General features: G+C 58.0%; 12 protein-coding genes. 7 read left to right on the top strand and 5 right to left on the bottom strand.

Translation table 11 applies throughout. From position 1 onward, the window contains the following. The 5 genes from ICA16_RS26095 (at position 1) to ICA16_RS26075 (ending at position 7,825) form a co-directional block, all read left to right on the top strand. Positions 1-1,074, top strand: coding sequence for a microcin C ABC transporter permease YejB (locus ICA16_RS26095; RefSeq protein WP_210701958.1), 1,074 nt, complete (start codon positions 1-3; stop codon positions 1,072-1,074). 1 nt (position 1,075) lies between these two features. Further along, positions 1,076-2,095, top strand: a complete 1,020-nt coding sequence (locus ICA16_RS26090; protein WP_150605136.1) for an ABC transporter permease — start codon at positions 1,076-1,078, stop codon at positions 2,093-2,095. 1 nt (position 2,096) lies between these two features. Next, positions 2,097-3,707: an ABC transporter ATP-binding protein gene (locus tag ICA16_RS26085; protein WP_150618183.1), complete on the top strand. Its 1,611-nt coding sequence runs from the start codon at positions 2,097-2,099 to the stop codon at positions 3,705-3,707. Between the two features lie 19 nt (positions 3,708-3,726). Continuing rightward, positions 3,727-4,521, top strand: a complete 795-nt coding sequence (gene fabI / locus ICA16_RS26080; RefSeq protein WP_007910591.1) for an enoyl-ACP reductase FabI — start codon at positions 3,727-3,729, stop codon at positions 4,519-4,521. A gap of 151 nt (positions 4,522-4,672) precedes the next feature. After that, entirely contained in the window at positions 4,673-7,825 is a 3,153-nt protein-coding gene (locus ICA16_RS26075) for a hypothetical protein (RefSeq protein ID WP_210701957.1), read from the top strand. A 184-nt stretch (positions 7,826-8,009) separates the two neighbouring features. On the opposite strand, the gene srmL is transcribed toward ICA16_RS26075, so the two are convergent. Beyond that, positions 8,010-9,158: a PheS-related mystery ligase SrmL gene (srmL, locus tag ICA16_RS26070; RefSeq protein WP_210701956.1), complete on the bottom strand. Its 1,149-nt coding sequence runs from the start codon at positions 9,156-9,158 to the stop codon at positions 8,010-8,012. 448 nt (positions 9,159-9,606) lie between these two features. Here srmL and ICA16_RS26065 point away from each other — a divergent pair, with 448 nt between their 5' ends. Next, a complete protein-coding gene (locus tag ICA16_RS26065) occupies positions 9,607-10,554 on the top strand; it encodes a CgnE/CgnB domain-containing protein (protein ID WP_210701955.1) in 948 nt (315 codons plus the stop codon). A gap of 29 nt (positions 10,555-10,583) precedes the next feature. On the opposite strand, the gene ICA16_RS26060 is transcribed toward ICA16_RS26065, so the two are convergent. The 4 genes from ICA16_RS26060 to ICA16_RS26045 all read right to left on the bottom strand — a co-directional run bounded on the left by ICA16_RS26060 (position 10,584) and on the right by ICA16_RS26045 (position 14,830). Continuing rightward, on the bottom strand, positions 10,584-11,549 hold the full coding sequence (locus ICA16_RS26060) for a GGDEF domain-containing protein (RefSeq protein ID WP_210555169.1): 966 nt from the start codon (positions 11,547-11,549) through the stop codon (positions 10,584-10,586). Between the two features lie 62 nt (positions 11,550-11,611). Continuing rightward, on the bottom strand, positions 11,612-12,190 hold the full coding sequence (locus ICA16_RS26055) for a hypothetical protein (protein WP_210701954.1): 579 nt from the start codon (positions 12,188-12,190) through the stop codon (positions 11,612-11,614). 1 nt (position 12,191) lies between these two features. Further along, positions 12,192-14,354, bottom strand: coding sequence for a xanthine dehydrogenase family protein molybdopterin-binding subunit (locus ICA16_RS26050; RefSeq protein WP_210555167.1), 2,163 nt, complete (start codon positions 14,352-14,354; stop codon positions 12,192-12,194). Between the two features lie 20 nt (positions 14,355-14,374). Then, positions 14,375-14,830: a (2Fe-2S)-binding protein gene (locus ICA16_RS26045; RefSeq protein WP_007965305.1), complete on the bottom strand. Its 456-nt coding sequence runs from the start codon at positions 14,828-14,830 to the stop codon at positions 14,375-14,377. 262 nt (positions 14,831-15,092) lie between these two features. On the opposite strand from ICA16_RS26045, the gene ICA16_RS26040 reads away from it, so the two are divergent. After that, entirely contained in the window at positions 15,093-15,923 is an 831-nt protein-coding gene (locus ICA16_RS26040; RefSeq protein ID WP_210701953.1) for an alpha/beta fold hydrolase, read from the top strand. The last annotated feature ends 466 nt before the right edge of the window (positions 15,924-16,389 follow it).

Here is a 16,389-nt window from a genome sequence, read left to right as displayed (position 1 = left end):
ATGCTGGCGTATATTTTTCGGCGACTGTTGCTGATCATCCCGACCCTGTTCGGCATTTTGCTGATCAACTTCGTGATCATTCAGGCTGCGCCCGGCGGGCCGGTGGAACAGATGATCGCCAAGCTCGAAGGCTTCGAAGGCGCCACCAGTCGCATCGCCGGCGGCGGTGCCGAAGTGTCGGTGGCCGGTTCCGCCTATCGCGGCGCGCAAGGCCTGGACCCGGCGCTGATCAAGGAAATCGAGCACATGTACGGGTTCGACAAATCGGCCCCGGAACGTCTGTGGATCATGGTCAAGAACTACGCCTCGCTGGATTTTGGCGACAGCTTCTTCCGCGACGCCAAGGTCATCGACCTGATCAAGGAAAAGCTGCCGGTATCGATCTCGCTGGGGCTGTGGAGCACGCTGATCATGTACCTGGTGTCGATCCCGCTGGGGATCGCCAAAGCCACGCGGCATGGCAGTCACTTCGATGTCTGGACCAGTTCGGCAATCATCGTCGGCTACGCGATCCCGGCGTTCCTCTTCGCGATCCTGCTGATCGTGGTGTTTGCCGGCGGCAGTTATCTGGACTGGTTTCCGTTACGGGGGCTGACCTCGAACAACTTTGACGAACTGAGCATGAGCGGCAAGGTCCTCGATTACTTCTGGCACCTGGCGCTGCCGGTGACAGCATTGGTGATCGGCAATTTCGCGACGATGACCCTGCTAACCAAAAACAGCTTCCTCGACGAGATCAACAAGCAGTACGTGGTCACCGCCAAGGCCAAGGGGCTGACCCGCCATCGCGTGCTCTACGGCCATGTCTTCCGCAACGCCATGCTGCTGGTGATCGCCGGTTTTCCGTCGGCATTCATCGGTATCTTCTTCACCGGCTCGTTGTTGGTCGAGGTAATCTTCTCGCTCGACGGCCTCGGTCTGATGAGTTTCGAAGCAGCGATCAACCGCGATTACCCGGTGGTGTTCGGCACCCTGTTCATCTTCACCCTGCTGGGGCTGGTGGTGAAACTGATCGGCGACCTCACCTACACCCTGGTCGATCCGCGTATCGACTTCGAAAGCCGGGAGCATTGAGATGAACCTGTCCCCTCTCAACCGCCGCCGCTTCGAACTGTTCAAGGCCAACAAGCGCGGCTGGTGGTCGCTGTGGCTGTTTCTGATCCTTTTCGGGCTAAGCCTGGGCGCCGAATTGATCGCGAACGACAAGCCGCTGGCGGTGCACTACGACAACAACTGGTACTTCCCGGCGATCAAGCGCTACCCGGAAACCACCTTCGGCGGCGAATTTCCGCTGGAGGCCAACTACAAGAGCCCGTACATCCGCGAACTGCTCAAGGCCAAGGATGCGTGGGTGCTGTGGGCGCCGATTCCGTACAACTATCAGAGCATCAACTACGACCTGAAAGTCCCGGCCCCTGCCCCGCCGTCGGCGGACAACCTGCTGGGCACCGATGATCAAGGTCGCGATGTGCTGGCGCGGGTGATTTACGGCTTCCGCGTTTCGGTACTGTTTGCCCTGACGCTGACCATTCTGAGTTCGATCATCGGCGTGATCGCCGGGGCCTTGCAGGGCTTCTATGGTGGTTGGGTCGACTTGGCCGGACAGCGTTTTCTTGAGATCTGGTCAGGTTTGCCGGTGCTCTACCTGTTGATCATTCTGGCCAGTTTCGTCCAGCCGAATTTCTGGTGGCTGCTGGGGATCATGTTGCTGTTTTCGTGGATGAGTCTGGTTGATGTGGTGCGTGCCGAGTTCCTCCGTGGCCGTAACCTCGAATATGTGCGCGCAGCGCGGGCGCTGGGCATGCAGAACGGGGCGATCATGTTCCGCCACATTCTGCCCAACGCCATGGTGTCGACCATGACCTTCATGCCGTTCATCCTCACTGGCGCCATCGGCACCCTCACCGCGCTGGACTTCCTCGGTTTCGGCTTGCCGGCCGGCAGCCCGTCGCTGGGCGAGCTGGTGGCTCAGGGTAAATCCAACCTGCAAGCGCCGTGGTTGGGCATGAGTGCGTTTGCGGTGCTGGCGCTGATGTTGAGTTTGCTGGTGTTTATCGGCGAGTCCGCTCGCGATGCCTTCGACCCGAGGAAGTGAAATGAATCAGGACAATCTGATCGAAGTGCGCGACCTCGCCGTCGAATTCGGTTTCGGCGAGCGCCTGCACCGGGTGGTCGAGGGCGTGAGCTTCGACATCAAACGCGGCGAAACCCTGGCGCTGGTTGGCGAATCCGGCTCCGGCAAATCGGTGACCGCCCACTCCATCCTGCGTTTGCTGCCCTACCCGATGGCGCGGCATCCGGCCGGCAGCATCAATTACGCCGGGCAAAACCTGCTGAACCTGAGCGAGAAAACCATCCGCCACATCCGCGGCAACCGCATCGCGATGATTTTTCAAGAGCCGATGACCTCGCTCAATCCGCTGCACTCGATCGAGAAGCAGATCAACGAGGTGCTCGGCATCCACAAGGGCCTGACCGGCAAAGTCGCGACCAAGCGCACGCTGGAGCTTTTGGAGATGGTCGGCATCCCCGAGCCGCACAAGCGCCTCAAGGCCCTGCCCCACGAACTGTCCGGCGGCCAGCGCCAGCGGGTGATGATCGCGATGGCCTTGGCCAACGAGCCGGAACTGTTGATCGCAGATGAGCCGACCACGGCGCTGGACGTGACCGTTCAGCTGAAAATCCTCGATTTGCTCAAGGAACTTCAGGCTCGATTGGGCATGTCGTTGCTACTGATCAGTCATGATTTGAACCTGGTGCGAAGAATTGCGCATCGTGTATGTGTCATGCAGCGCGGTTGCATCGTCGAACAGGCATCGTGCGCAGAGCTGTTCCGTTCGCCGCAGCATCCGTACACTCGGGAATTGCTCGGCGCGGAGCCCAGCGGAGGCCCGGCGACCAATAAAATCGGGGCGCCGCTGCTTGAGGTCGAGGACCTGAAAGTCTGGTTCCCGATCAAGAAAGGCCTGCTCAAACGCACGGTGGATTACGTCAAGGCAGTGGACGGCATCAATTTCAGCCTGCCTCAAGGTCAGACTTTGGGGATTGTGGGCGAAAGCGGTTCCGGTAAATCCACGCTGGGTCTGGCGATTTTGCGGCTGATCGGCAGCAAAGGCGCGATCCGTTTTGAAGGCAAGCAGCTAGACTGCCTGACGCAGAACGAGATTCGCCCGTTGCGCCGGGAGATGCAGGTGGTGTTTCAAGACCCGTTCGGCAGTCTGAGCCCGCGGATGTGCGTCAGCGACATCGTTGGTGAAGGCCTGCGGATTCACAAGATGGGCACTGCCGCCGAACAGGAAGCGGCAATTATTGCGGCATTGAAGGAGGTAGGTCTGGATCCGGAAACCCGGCACCGCTACCCCCACGAATTTTCCGGTGGGCAACGGCAACGTATCGCCATTGCTCGAGCGTTAGTGCTCAAACCGGCGCTGATCCTGCTGGACGAGCCGACGTCGGCGCTCGACCGGACGGTGCAGCGGCAAGTGGTGGAGCTGTTGCGTTCACTGCAAGCCAAGTACAACCTGACGTATTTGTTCATCAGCCATGATCTGGCTGTCGTCAAAGCGCTGAGCCACCAGTTGATGGTGGTCAAGCATGGCCAAGTGGTCGAACAGGGAGACGCGCAAGCAATCTTTGCCGCCCCTGAACATCCGTATACACAGCAGTTGCTGGAAGCCGCTTTTTTGGCACCAGCCACTGCGCAATAACCTGAAAGAGGAGCAACACATGGGTTTTCTCGCCGGTAAGCGCGTACTGATCGTCGGTGTCGCCAGCAAGCTGTCCATCGCATCCGGCATCGCTGCCGCCATGCATCGCGAGGGCGCTGAGCTTGCCTTCACTTATCAGAACGACAAACTGAAAGGTCGTGTTGAAGAATTCGCCCAAGGCTGGGGTTCGAGCCCTGAGCTGTGCTTCCCGTGCGACGTGGCCAGCGATGAAGAAATCGCCAAGGTCTTCGAAGCACTGAGCAAGAAGTGGGACGGGCTGGACTGCATCGTGCACTCCGTTGGCTTCGCCCCGGGCGACCAACTGGACGGCGACTTCACCGAAGCCACCACCCGTGACGGTTTCCGCATCGCTCACGACATCAGCGCCTACAGCTTCGTGGCCCTGGCCAAAGCCGGCCGCGAAATGATGAAAGGCCGCAACGGCAGCCTGCTGACCCTGTCGTACCTGGGCGCCGAGCGCACCATGCCTAACTACAACGTGATGGGCATGGCCAAGGCTTCGCTGGAAGCTGGCGTACGTTACCTGGCCGGTTCCCTGGGCCCGGACGGCACCCGCGTCAACTGCGTATCGGCTGGCCCGATCCGTACGCTGGCCGCTTCCGGCATCAAGAACTTCCGCAAGATGCTGGCCGCCAACGAAGCGCAAACCCCACTGCGTCGCAACGTCACCATCGACGAAGTCGGCAACGCCGGCGCGTTCCTGTGCTCTGACCTGGCGTCGGGCATCAGCGGTGAAATCATGTACGTGGACGGCGGCTTCAACACCACCGCCATGGGCAACATCGAAGAGTAATCTCGATGTAGAAAAAAACCGCCTTTCGAGGCGGTTTTTTTTCGCCTGCGCAAAAGTCGCGCACGGGCAATAACTATGTACCACCGGAGATTCTCCCCGTCGTTCGACAATCGGCGCTCAGCGGTTTTCAACCGCCTATAGGAGAACACTGATGGACGAAACCGAATCAGATCCAGCTGCCGACCAGGGCGATCAGGCATTGATCCAATGCCTGATCGACGAATTGACCGCAGTGCCCGTCGCCAATGCCACGGAGCCCTCGCGCACCCTTGAGATTCCGCGCGGCTGCCTGTTGCGCGAGTGGACCGAACTCTACTGGACCGCTCTGCAGCGTCCGGATTTTCTCTATTGGGCCAGCCAGTTCGACCTCAACCTCGACACGTTCAGCCCCAAAGGCGAGACATTGCAGGCCCTGACTGCGTCGCTAACGACGCCCACCCTCAGGATATTCACCCTGGAAGATGATTCCGGCTGGTGGCAAATGGCGCCGGTCCTGTTGTCGATTTCGCAACGAATCGATCCGGCGGGGATCGGCCTGCCCTGTATCGGCGGTAAATCCGCCAACCCGCACTCCCGTTTTCCGCGCCGGCTGGTGCTGGCGTTCTACGGCTATCCAGAACCGCAAAACACCCAGCAGGCGCAGGTGATTGTCAATGAGCTGAAAACCAGCGCAATTGCCCCGATCAACAACGACGGCTACACGACGTCTGCGGTGATCAAAGAGCGCACCGCACAGCTTGAAGATTATCGCGCCATCGCGGCAGAACTGGAGCAGGCCCTGCAGACCGCAGACGAGCGCAAACAGCCTTTCGTTCAGTTTCGCATTGCCGCAACGTCGGTATCGCTGACCTCCGACTCTTTAATTGCCAAGACAGAGTCTGAACTCAACCTCGGCTACGTCATAACGCGCTATGGCTTCAAACTGCCGGCCAATGCCAAGGACACCCGCGAGCTGATCCTGCAGTTGCGCCAGGCAAAATGGCCACTCCCCCCCTTTGTCAGTGGCTACGTGCAGACCAATCTGCTCATCAGGCACTACCAGGAAGCGTTTGCTGACATCGAGAACTGTCAGTACATCATCGGGCGCCTGGAGGCGCTGAGCTGGAACAAGGACAGCACCCAGGCGATCAGTCTGGAGGAGTTCAGCAGACCGGAACCTGCATCGACGTTGGGCCGACTGGTGGCGAGGCACATGGAGTCACTGCTGAAGTTCAGGTCCAATCCGGCCTTTCAGGCGATTCTCAAAGGCAAAAACCTCCCGCCGGACAGTCAATTGCTTGTGACCGAATCAGGTCGGGTAGGCACCGCTGACAACAACCACAAGTGGATTGCCCTGAAGCGGCAAGTCGAGCGACACGCGGGACTGAAAGTGTTGCTTGAGCAGCTAAAAACCCTGGCGGGCGATGCAGGAGGAGAGATACGTACCAACGGTAAAGTCAGCCTGGTACAGATGATGCGCTACTACGAAATGGACGTACCTGAAAACGTCGGCGCCGCCCGCACCACCGCGCAGTGGGAAAAAACCCTTCTGATACTGCATCCGGTGCACATGGACCACTGGTATCTGTTGGGCCCTCCCGGAAATGAAACTGAACAGTTCACCTCGCAGGAACGCCAGCTCATCATCGACACCACTGCAGCGTTTCTTCCATCAGGCTCAGCCCCGCTGATCGATTATTTGAACGAAGGCATTGCAACCGACCTGCCCCGATCCGCTCTGCGCGCGAAAGCGGATTACCTGTTCAACCAGATCCTGAGCGCGCCCCGGGCTCAGGATCTTGGCAACCAATTGTTGAGCAAATTCAGATTGACTGACATGGCAAAGGCACTCGACGCGATAAACCGCGAACGCCTGGTCCTTGCTGCCCTGATATTGAGTCTCGACCCGAGTATGGGAAAACACACCCGACAGGTCATTGGCCAACCCTTGAACGACCGCTTTTTCTGGGGCGAGAGTTTCAGCGAAGTACGCCGCTTTATCGACGGTCAACCCGACCTGACGCAAGTCAGAAACAAAGTACTGGCCACACACCTGATGCTATCGGGCATAGCGCCAGAGTTTCTGGTTCGGGATATTCCCCAGTCCGTCGGCTACATGAGTTCGTGCCGTTGGGTCATGCTCAAACAGATGGTGTTGTACGTCGAACAGTTAAAAGCGGGACTGGCGCGGGTGCTCACATTCGAACAACTGATGACTCTGGCCAAACATCCACCCCCTCAATTCCAGACCTTTCGGGCCGGGCACGCGTGCACTTTGGTGCTGGTCGAATGGGCCATCGCCAGAGGCTTGATCCGGTCAGAGCCCGACCTTGATGTCAGCACCTACGATTCGTCCACGCTGGAAAAGGCCGGCACGGCCTTCCGCGCGCACACTCAACAGCTGGACCAACTGTGCCGTGACGGTTTTCACCCGGTCTTTCCCACTCCCTATACGGTGGCATTGGCTGACCTGCGCAGCATTTTCCCCAATCACCGTCACCTCGAAGACAAGGTGCTGGTCTGGACCGACGCAATCGCGGTACCGCAAACCGATCCGCCGCAATATTCCCTGGTGGATCTGCACATGGCCAACCGACTGATGCCCGACATGACGGGCTGGAACTCCAGGCTTGCCCAATTGAATCTGGAAACAATGACGCCGCAGTTTTCCAGATTGAAGAAGGTCTGCGAGCAGTTCTCTTTCGTCCTCACCAACCGCTTGGCTCAAATGAAAAAAGCCAGCCTGGCCTTGATCAAGGAGGCGTTTTGCGAGCTACCTTTGCAACAACGGATTGATATCGAAGATTCCACACTGGAGCTGTTTGCACTGAGTCCGGTGCCGCAGCCAGGCGCGGCAGTCAAACCGAGGAACGACACGGGGCCGTTCGCCATAATCGCGCTGCTACGCGACTACACGCCCCGGGTCTTCGAAGTCTTCGTCCGACACTCGCAGGTTCAGTTGCGCAGGGATATCGACTGGAGATTGTTGACGCCAACAGCCGACAGCGCGGCACCGCCTTCACTGGCAATCGACGGGGACGCATACCTGCGAGGAACTCGCCCCAAGAACCCGGCAAGCAGCAAGGTCAGGATTGAACGCCTCACCGTCGAGGGAGCGCCATTCGCACGACAGCCCGTAACGGTCCCCGACACCTTTTCATCCGCCAAGGTCAACGCCATCGCCCAAGCCGCAGTCAACCAGTTGTACAAAGTGCACGAAGCCGCGGCGCTGGAACGTGCAATGACCGCCGTCGATCTTAAGGACACCGAAACCTGCCACTCGACGTGGATGGCGTTTTATCAGGCGTTGAGTCCGTCGGAGTGATGAAATTTCACTCATGCAGAATCTTCTGGAATGCTTGAAATCCGAGTACACCATAGCCCTTGCGGGAGTGGGCTTACGCGCGATGGCGGTGGCACTTTTTGAATCCTTGCCACCTGACACTGAGTCATCGCGAGCAGGCTCACACCTACATGGTCCGTGGTGTATCGGTTGTGGTCAGTACATGTCACGCCTTGGACAGATCCATTTTGTATCCTGCACCGGGGGCGCCCTCATGCATTGCCGCCTGAATTTCGGCGTACAAGGCATTCGCCTCGGCGGTAGTGATTGATCGCGAACAATCGCGCAAAACCACATGCAAAAGCACATTTTCCTGCCCCGGCAGCAGGCCGAGCCGTTCAATGGCTTGGACTGGAAAATCCGCATACGGCCAACGTCCCTTTATCTGCATCTCTTCAATCCAGTCAGCGCAATCCCCCGCCGCCCGCAACATCCTTTCAGTCAGCACTTCCTCACTAAGGCCTGGCGTTATCGCCAATGATATATCCCGTGCAATTGAAGGCAGGCGCGATACCGAAGTCCATGGACTCAGATCATGCATTTGCGCCTGCACGCGCACGTTCTGATCGCGCAACAAGCGAATATCAGGAATTCCTTTTCGTAACATCGTGAGGCGATCCAGCCCCATCCCAAGCGCCAGCCCGCCATGTCGCAGCGGGTCAATATTCAAACGCTCCAGCAAAGACTTCGCTATAAGGCCGCACTCAATGACCTCCACCGGCGTACCGTCCATGAGAACGTTCACTTCGATTCCACCCTCGGTGTAGTGATGTGGGCTATCGCTGTAAATCCAGGGTTTTTCGGGAGCAGCAACTTTGAGAATATCGCCGATCAGACGCAATAAATTTTCATGTGATGCCAGTTCTGGATCGCCCAATACCCAGATATCCATTTGATGAGGCTCCGCACAATGCCAGCGATCCCGGCTATCACGCCTGAACGTTATTCCCGGCGCAGCCAACAAGATCGTCTGCCCCAGTTGTCGAACCTGAGCGGCTAATTGAAGCGCCTTGGGGATCTGACTCGTGGTTTGGGTTCGCAAGAGGAAGTGTTCATCGACCCATCGAGTGTGTTCACTACCCAGCGTGATCTCTTTCGGGTCGTATCCAAGTAATCCGTAATTTTCTTCAGCGGAGACGATCCGTGGTCCCACTTGCAACTGGGCTTGAGGCCAGCCATTTTCGGCAAGCCCCAGAAGAACTTCATCGAGCAATAGCCGTACAGCGTGGTCAGGATTGCTTTTTTCAGTTAAATCGTCCAACAGCAAAGCCTCGTGAACAGATGCTTCTGTCAGGTATTTCTTTGATACGTGCACTGTGCTTCCCTCCGACCAAGTTTTATATAAACCCAAAAACCATAAATAGACCTAACTACAAAACACTCACCCCTCACAACAACAAAAACCACTGATATTCAATTTTCAGATCGGTACTACAGCCAGAACCCAGACAAATAACTAAAACACGCCACCGACAAAACAGATAGATAAAATTATTCTTAAAAAAATCAAATGAACCATTTAACACGTCAAAAAACTCAGGTACTAATTCATCCCTCCCTAGCAGTTCCGGGAGTAAAAAACAAAAACTAAAAAAGGAAAATCAAATGAGCATCGAAATAACCATCAACGAAAAACTCAAGCGAATTACTTCTGGACCTGAAAATTTCGGATGGGCCCCACTCGCTTGGGCCAACTCTGAAGATTAAACAAAAATAGCGCGTGGCGACACTCACGCCGCGCGCCTGTCCATCAGGAGAGTTCCATGTCAACCTCAAACATGATATCGACACTCTTCGGCCATGAGGGATTTTCAATCATCGCCGACTCGGATGTTTTTCTTACAGAATGTGCACTCCTGGGTTTCAAAACGGCTAACATTTTTGAGCTGACGAAACTACCCAAAAACACAATCGTTTTTTCATTTAGCAACCGAGCTGCAAGAGCGATGTTTGAAATCGCAAAAGTCACAGATAGCAAAAAGAGTATTTTCTGCGCGACTCAAGTGTTCGAGCCCACCGTGACTGCGGTAATCTACAGTCTCAAACTTCTGCTCCGCAGCAATTTTGAACATTCCCTCTTGATGCAACGATCGGTGCTGAGCATGTTGAACTCCAACCAGGAATTCTCCCTGTCTGGTAATAACGCCACAGCCTCAGTTTCGATTCACTCTCACGCAAAACCTTACGCGCTGCTGCCGGAAGATATATCTGGCAATTTTGTTCAGTCCGTTGCGGAGTTCTTTGAAGTCCACTACGCACATATGCACCCTGAAGAACCCAGCCCATTTTCTTTTACCGGCACATTAAGAGTCGCAGGAATATTGACGGTACTCAGAAAGCCAAACCCAACATTACCAGCGGGCTTGAAATCCTCACTTAGATGGCTGAGTGATCGCATCGCTCAAGAGGGTGCACTTCTATCGATACAAGACAACACGATAATTTCATTCAAGACAAACGACGAGGAACAAATAAAACTCCTTGATCTTGCTGCCGGCATTCGTGGCCTGAAATTGACGGAGTTTGCCATCGGAGTGAATGAAGCTATTGCGCCAGACATTGACTACAAAATAAATTCCCAAATGAATGAAGGTATCAACGGCGTTCATCTAGCGATCGGTGACGGTTCATCAGGCTTTCACATCGACTTTCTTAGTCCATCGGTATGCGTAACCCCTTTGCACGCAATATCCGAGCAGGCAATTACGTGAATGCAAGCCTGCTCGTGGCTGTTTCCGATTCAACTACCCTTCAACGCCTGCTTATGCGCATACATCGCCCCATCCGCATCAGCCAGTAACCGATCCACGGTTTCATGGCGCTTCGGGTCGTATTCGATCTGGCCGACGCTGAAGCGGATGGCGTAGCCGCGGTGCAGCGTGGCGTTACGCTCTTCGAGTATTTCCTTCAGGCGTGCCATGACCGCTGTGGTTTCGATATGGCTGGAGCCGGTCAGCAGCGCGACAAATTCATCGCCGCCCAAGCGCCCGACCACGTCGCTCTCGCGAAAGGCGATGCGTAGCACATCGGCGAAGGTCTTGAGTGCACTGTCGCCCTCGGCATGGCCGTACAGATCGTTGATCTGCTTGAAGTCATTGAGGTCAAAAAACAGCAGCGTTGCCGGCCGTTTCAGCCGTGCGCAGGCGTCCAGTGCATGCTGGGCCAGCTGCTTGAAGCCGCGACGGTTGGACAGCAGCGTCAGCTCGTCCATGCTCGCCATCTGCACCGCCGTCAGCTCTTGCTCGGCCATTTCGGCCAGGTCACGCAGCAGTGCACGCTCCTCTTCGTCGAGATCACGGGGTCTGGTGTCGATCAGGCACAATGTGCCAAGTTTGTTGCCCGTGGGCACGGTCAGCGGATAGCCGGCGTAAAAACGAATGTTCGGCTCGCCGATCACCAATGGATTGTCATGAAAGCGCTCATCCTCGCGGGCATCACGCACCAGCAGCAGGTCGTCACTGAGGATCGCGTGACCACAGAACGAGACATCCCGCGATGTTTGCGTGGCATCGAGCCCGACGCAGGATTTGAACCACTGACGGTCTTTGTCCACCAGTGTCACCAGCGCGATCGGCACATTGAACAGGCGTTTGGCCAACCGCGTGAGTCGGTCGAAACGCTCTTCGGGAGCCGAATCGAGAAGATTGAGGCCACGCAGCGCCTGGATGCGCGCCTCTTCGTTGGCAGGTTTTCCGGGAACCAGCATCACACACTCCATTGGCATCAATGTTCCTAAGAGTAGCGCTAAATCTACCCGGACTCACTCAATCAACCACCCACCACCGGACATGGCCCTCCAGCATCGGCCCAGAGCTTGAACTGGTTGACGAATATGTCGTGCGGCACCGGCACTGGCGCGCGCCCTGCGCCGGGGTTCCAGCCCCAGAGCACCAGTTTGTCCTCGCTGACGTGTTTGAGCAGTGCGGCGAAGTCGCGGTCGCCGTTGCTCGAACGATCCTTGATCATCGCGCAGAGTTTGTCTGGCGGCAGGCCGATCCAGGCCATTTTGTGCGCCGCTGGCGGCAGGCTCCAGTGCGGCGCTCCCGGAGGTGCATGGGGGCCGTAACTGGCCGGTGGATTGTTTTCGGCATGACAAGTGGCACAGGGCAGACCGGCGGCGCCCTTGCCGTCCATACCACGCACCACGTTCATCGCATGAGGGATACCGGCGTCGAATTGCAGCGGCGAATCGCCGGGAATGTGGCAGTTCTGGCAGCGCGGGCTCTGGAATACCTTCTGCACCGTGCCGAAGGCTTTCAGGGCCTCCTGATCATCGGCGAACAAATCCGAGGCATAGCCGCCCAGACCGACCAACACCAGCGTTCCCAAGACTAGATGTCGTTTCATCTCACACCCCCGACAGTTGCAGCGGCAGTTCGCGCAAGCGTTGCCCGGTCAGGGCGTACACCGCGTTGGCCACCGCCGGCGCGGTCGGCGGCACACCGGCCTCACCGATGCCGCCGGGTTTGTCGCTGCTGGGCACGATGTGCACCTCGACCACCGGCATCTCGTTGAGCCGCAGCACCTGATAATCGTGATAGTTGGACTGCACGACCGCACCGTCCTTGAGCGTGAGCTTGCTGTGCAGCGCCATGCCCAGACCGAAGGTGATGCACGATTCCATCTGCGCCGCGATGCTCTGCGGGTTGACCGCAATGCCACAGTCCACCGCACACACCACCCGATGCACGCGAATCGCCAGATTGTCCTGGGAGACCTGCGCGACCTGCGCCACATAACTGCCAAACGATTCGTGCACCGCGACACCGAGGGCATGGCCGTCCGGCAGCGGCGCTGTCCAGTTGGCCTTTTCCACCGCCAGATTGAGCACACCGAGATGCCGCGGATGCTCCTTGAGCAATGTTCGCCGGTATTCGACCGGGTCCTTGCCCGCCGCCGTGGCCATTTCGTCGATCAGCGATTCCATGACAAACGCCGTGTGGCTATGCCCCACCGAACGCAGCCACAGCACATTGATCCCGGTCTGTGGCGAATGCAGATCGACCTGATGGTGGGCCAGACCTTTGACGTACGGACTGTCGCTGACACCTTCGACGGACGTCGGGTCGATGCCGTTCTTGACCATGGTCGCTTCCATCAGCGTGCCGGTCATGATCGACTGCCCGACCAGCACATGCTGCCAGCTCAGTGGCAGCCCATCCGCGCCAAGGCCGATTCGCGCCTGATGCAGAAACATCGAGCGGTAATAACCGCCGCGGATATCGTCCTCCCGCGACCACACGGTTTTCACCGGCAGACCCGCCGCTTTCGCCACTTGCACGGCTTCAGCGACAAAATCCGACGTCGGATTGGCCCGGCGGCCAAACCCACCGCCGAGAAATTCAGTGTGGATTTCCACCTGCTCGGGTTTCAATCCGGTGATCTTGCCGGCGACCATTTGGTCGAGCGTCTGAAACTGCGTGCCCGTCCAGATTTCGCATTTCTGCGCGCTGATTTTCACCGTGCAGTTCAAAGGCTCCATCGGCGCGTGCGCCAGATACGGCACGCTGTACTCGACATCAATCTTCTTCGCCGCGTTGGTAAAGTTGCCCTTCGCATCCCCGGCCTGACTGGCGGAAGTGCCCGGTGTGGTGGCCAGTTTGCGAAAGCTTTCCAGTAGTTTTTCGCTGCTCAGATCCGCGTGAGGCCCCAGATCCCAATCGACTTTCAGCGCATCGCGGCCCAGCTTCGCCGCCCAGTAATGCTGCGCAATCACCGCCACGCCAGTCGGCACCTGCAGCACTTTATGTACGCCCGGGATCGCCAATGCTTGGGCGCCTTCGAAGGATTTGACCGTCGCCCCAAAAACCGGCGCTCGGGCGACCATGGCGGTCATCAAACCCTCGAATTGCACGTCCATGCCGAACTTGGCGCGGCCGGTGATTTTCTCCGGCGTATCCAGGCGTTTTGTCGGTTTGCCGATGACTTTCCAGTCCTTGGCCTCCTTGAACGTGATGGATTTCGGATCCGGTACCGGCAGTTGCCCGGCAGCGTCCGCCAGCTCGCCGTAGGTCGCGCGTTTATCGCCGGCAATCACCACGCCCGATTCGGTGCGAATCGTCGAAGGCGCGACGTCAAAACGCTTGGCCGCCGCTTCGACCAGCATCTGCCGGGCCGTTGCGCCGGCCAACCGATAACGGTCGAACTCCATCCAGGTCGACGTCGAGCCGCCGGTAATCTGCATGCCGCCAAAAGCGGGCATGCCGTAATCCGCCGCCGACGCGGGCGAATGTTCGACGCGGATGGTCGACCAGTCAGCGTCCAGTTCTTCGGCGATCAGCATGGTCAGGCCGGTCCAGATGCCCTGGCCCATTTCCGAATGCCCGAGCAGCACGGTGACGCTGTTGTCGGCGCCGATGCGCAGAAAGGCATTCGGCGCAAAGACTTTGCCCTCATTCTCTGCCGCCATGGCAAACCGGTGACCGCCGGGCACGGCAAACGCCACCACCAGACCGCCGCCCAACATGGCACTGCCTTTGAGAAAACCCCGACGCGATACGGGACTGTTCATCGTCTCTCTCCCCGTCGGGTTCAACCGATCTCGGCCGCACGTTTAACCGCTGCACGAATTCTTGGGTAGGTGCCGCAGCGGCAAATGTTGCCGGAGAGCGCCTGATCGATATCGCTGTCGGTAGGTTTGGGGATTTTCGCCAGCAATGCAGCGGCCGACATGATCTGCCCGGACTGGCAGTAACCGCACTGCACCACATCGAGTTCGGCCCAGGCCTGCTGCACAGGGTGCGAGCCATCCGTGGACAAGCCTTCGATGGTGAGGATTTTCTGCCCGTGGGCGACGGCCGTGGCCGGGGTGATACAGGCACGCAGCGGCGCGCCATCGACATGCACGGTGCACGCGCCGCACTGCGCCATGCCGCAACCGAATTTGGTCCCGGTCAGGTGCGCGACATCGCGCAGGACCCAGAGCAACGGCATGTCCGCGGGGACATCGAGCTCTTGATCCTTGCCATTGATATTCAAAGTCAGCATCGGGGTTTTCCTCAGACTCACGGTGTTCTGAAGGGGCGTCACTGCGGCCATAAAAGCCTGCGCGCGCCTCGGCTTATCCCTTTCAGCAAAGCCTAAATTGCGCCTCAAGCCAGACGGTGCGACCGCCGGTCATGCACATGTCGTCTTTAATCCTACAGTTGATAACGGCTCGCACTGCGCCGCCACCGCAACACGCGTACCAGCGAACCGATTCGCGAACACCTCGCGGGTCGCCCCTCCACATTGGTCAGGAGTAGCGAACATGGGATTTGTCACCACCCAAGACGGCGTCGAAATTTTCTACAAGGACTGGGGACCGAAGGACGCCCCGGTCATTCACTTTCACCATGGCTGGCCGCTCAGCTCCGATGACTGGGATGCGCAAATGCTGTTCTTTCTGGATCAAGGCTTTCGGGTGATTGCCCATGATCGCCGTGGCCACGGACGTTCGAGCCAGGTCTGGGACGGTCACGACATGGATCACTACGCCGATGATGTGCTGGCGGTGGTCAACCATCTGGGCGTGAAAAAAGCCGTGCACGTCGGCCACTCCACCGGCGGCGGTGAAGTCATCCACTACATCGCTCGCCATGGCCAGGACAAAGTCCTCAAGGCCGCGATCATCAGCGCAGTACCACCGCTGATGGTCAAGACCGAAAGCAACCCGGGTGGTTTGCCGAAATCGGTGTTCGACGACTTGCAGGCGCAACTCGCGGCCAATCGCGCGCAGTTCTATCGGGATGTACCGAGCGGCCCGTTCTACGGCTACAACCGAGCGGGGGCCAAGGCGCAGGAAGGTGTTATCGCCAACTGGTGGCGTCAGGGCATGATTGGCGGCGCGAAGGCGCATTACGACGGCATCGTGGCGTTCTCGCAGACCGATTTCACTGAGGACTTGAAGCGCGTGACCGTGCCGGTGCTGGTGATGCATGGCGAAGATGACCAGATTGTGCCCTATGAGAACTCGGGGCCTTTGTCGGCGAAATTGCTGCCAAATGGCACGTTGAAGTCGTATCCGGGATTCCCGCACGGGATGCCGACGACTGAGGCGGCGACGATTAATGCTGATTTGTTGGCGTTTATTCGCGAGTGATCATTGCGCGAGCCACACACCCGACCCAGTGGGAGCTGGCTTGCCTGCGATGGCATCAGGTCAGGCACTATCGATGTCGAGGCTGCCGGCCTCATCGCTGGCAAGCCAGCTCCCACAAGGTTTGAGTACATTTTGTCGAGATTGGCCAACTATCAGGCCGTCATCGCCAGCAGGCTGGCTCCCACAAAAAAGCAAAACAAGTAACACACCGCCCCGCTCTGCTCCTCCACCACTCCACAGGATGAGCGTTAGCTCGGCTGCAGCTATTGATCTAAATGGCCCGTCGGCAGGCTTCGTTCCGGGATTCATCCGGGGGGAAACATCGAGAGGAGGTGCAGCGAAGCAAACCGGAGGCGATGCCCCGGATGGATCACGGAGCGAAGGAACCCCGAGCTCCAGCGAGCGGGCCGAACGTCAGGGCAAAGCCTTTTGGGTTACCTTTTCGGCGTTTGGAAAAGGTGACCCG

Source organism: Pseudomonas anatoliensis, from assembly GCF_017976235.1.
GTDB classification, from domain to species: Bacteria; Pseudomonadota; Gammaproteobacteria; order Pseudomonadales; family Pseudomonadaceae; genus Aquipseudomonas; species Aquipseudomonas anatoliensis.
The sequence above is the reverse complement of the archived record's forward strand: the minus strand, read 5'-3'. Positions and strand labels throughout refer to the sequence as shown.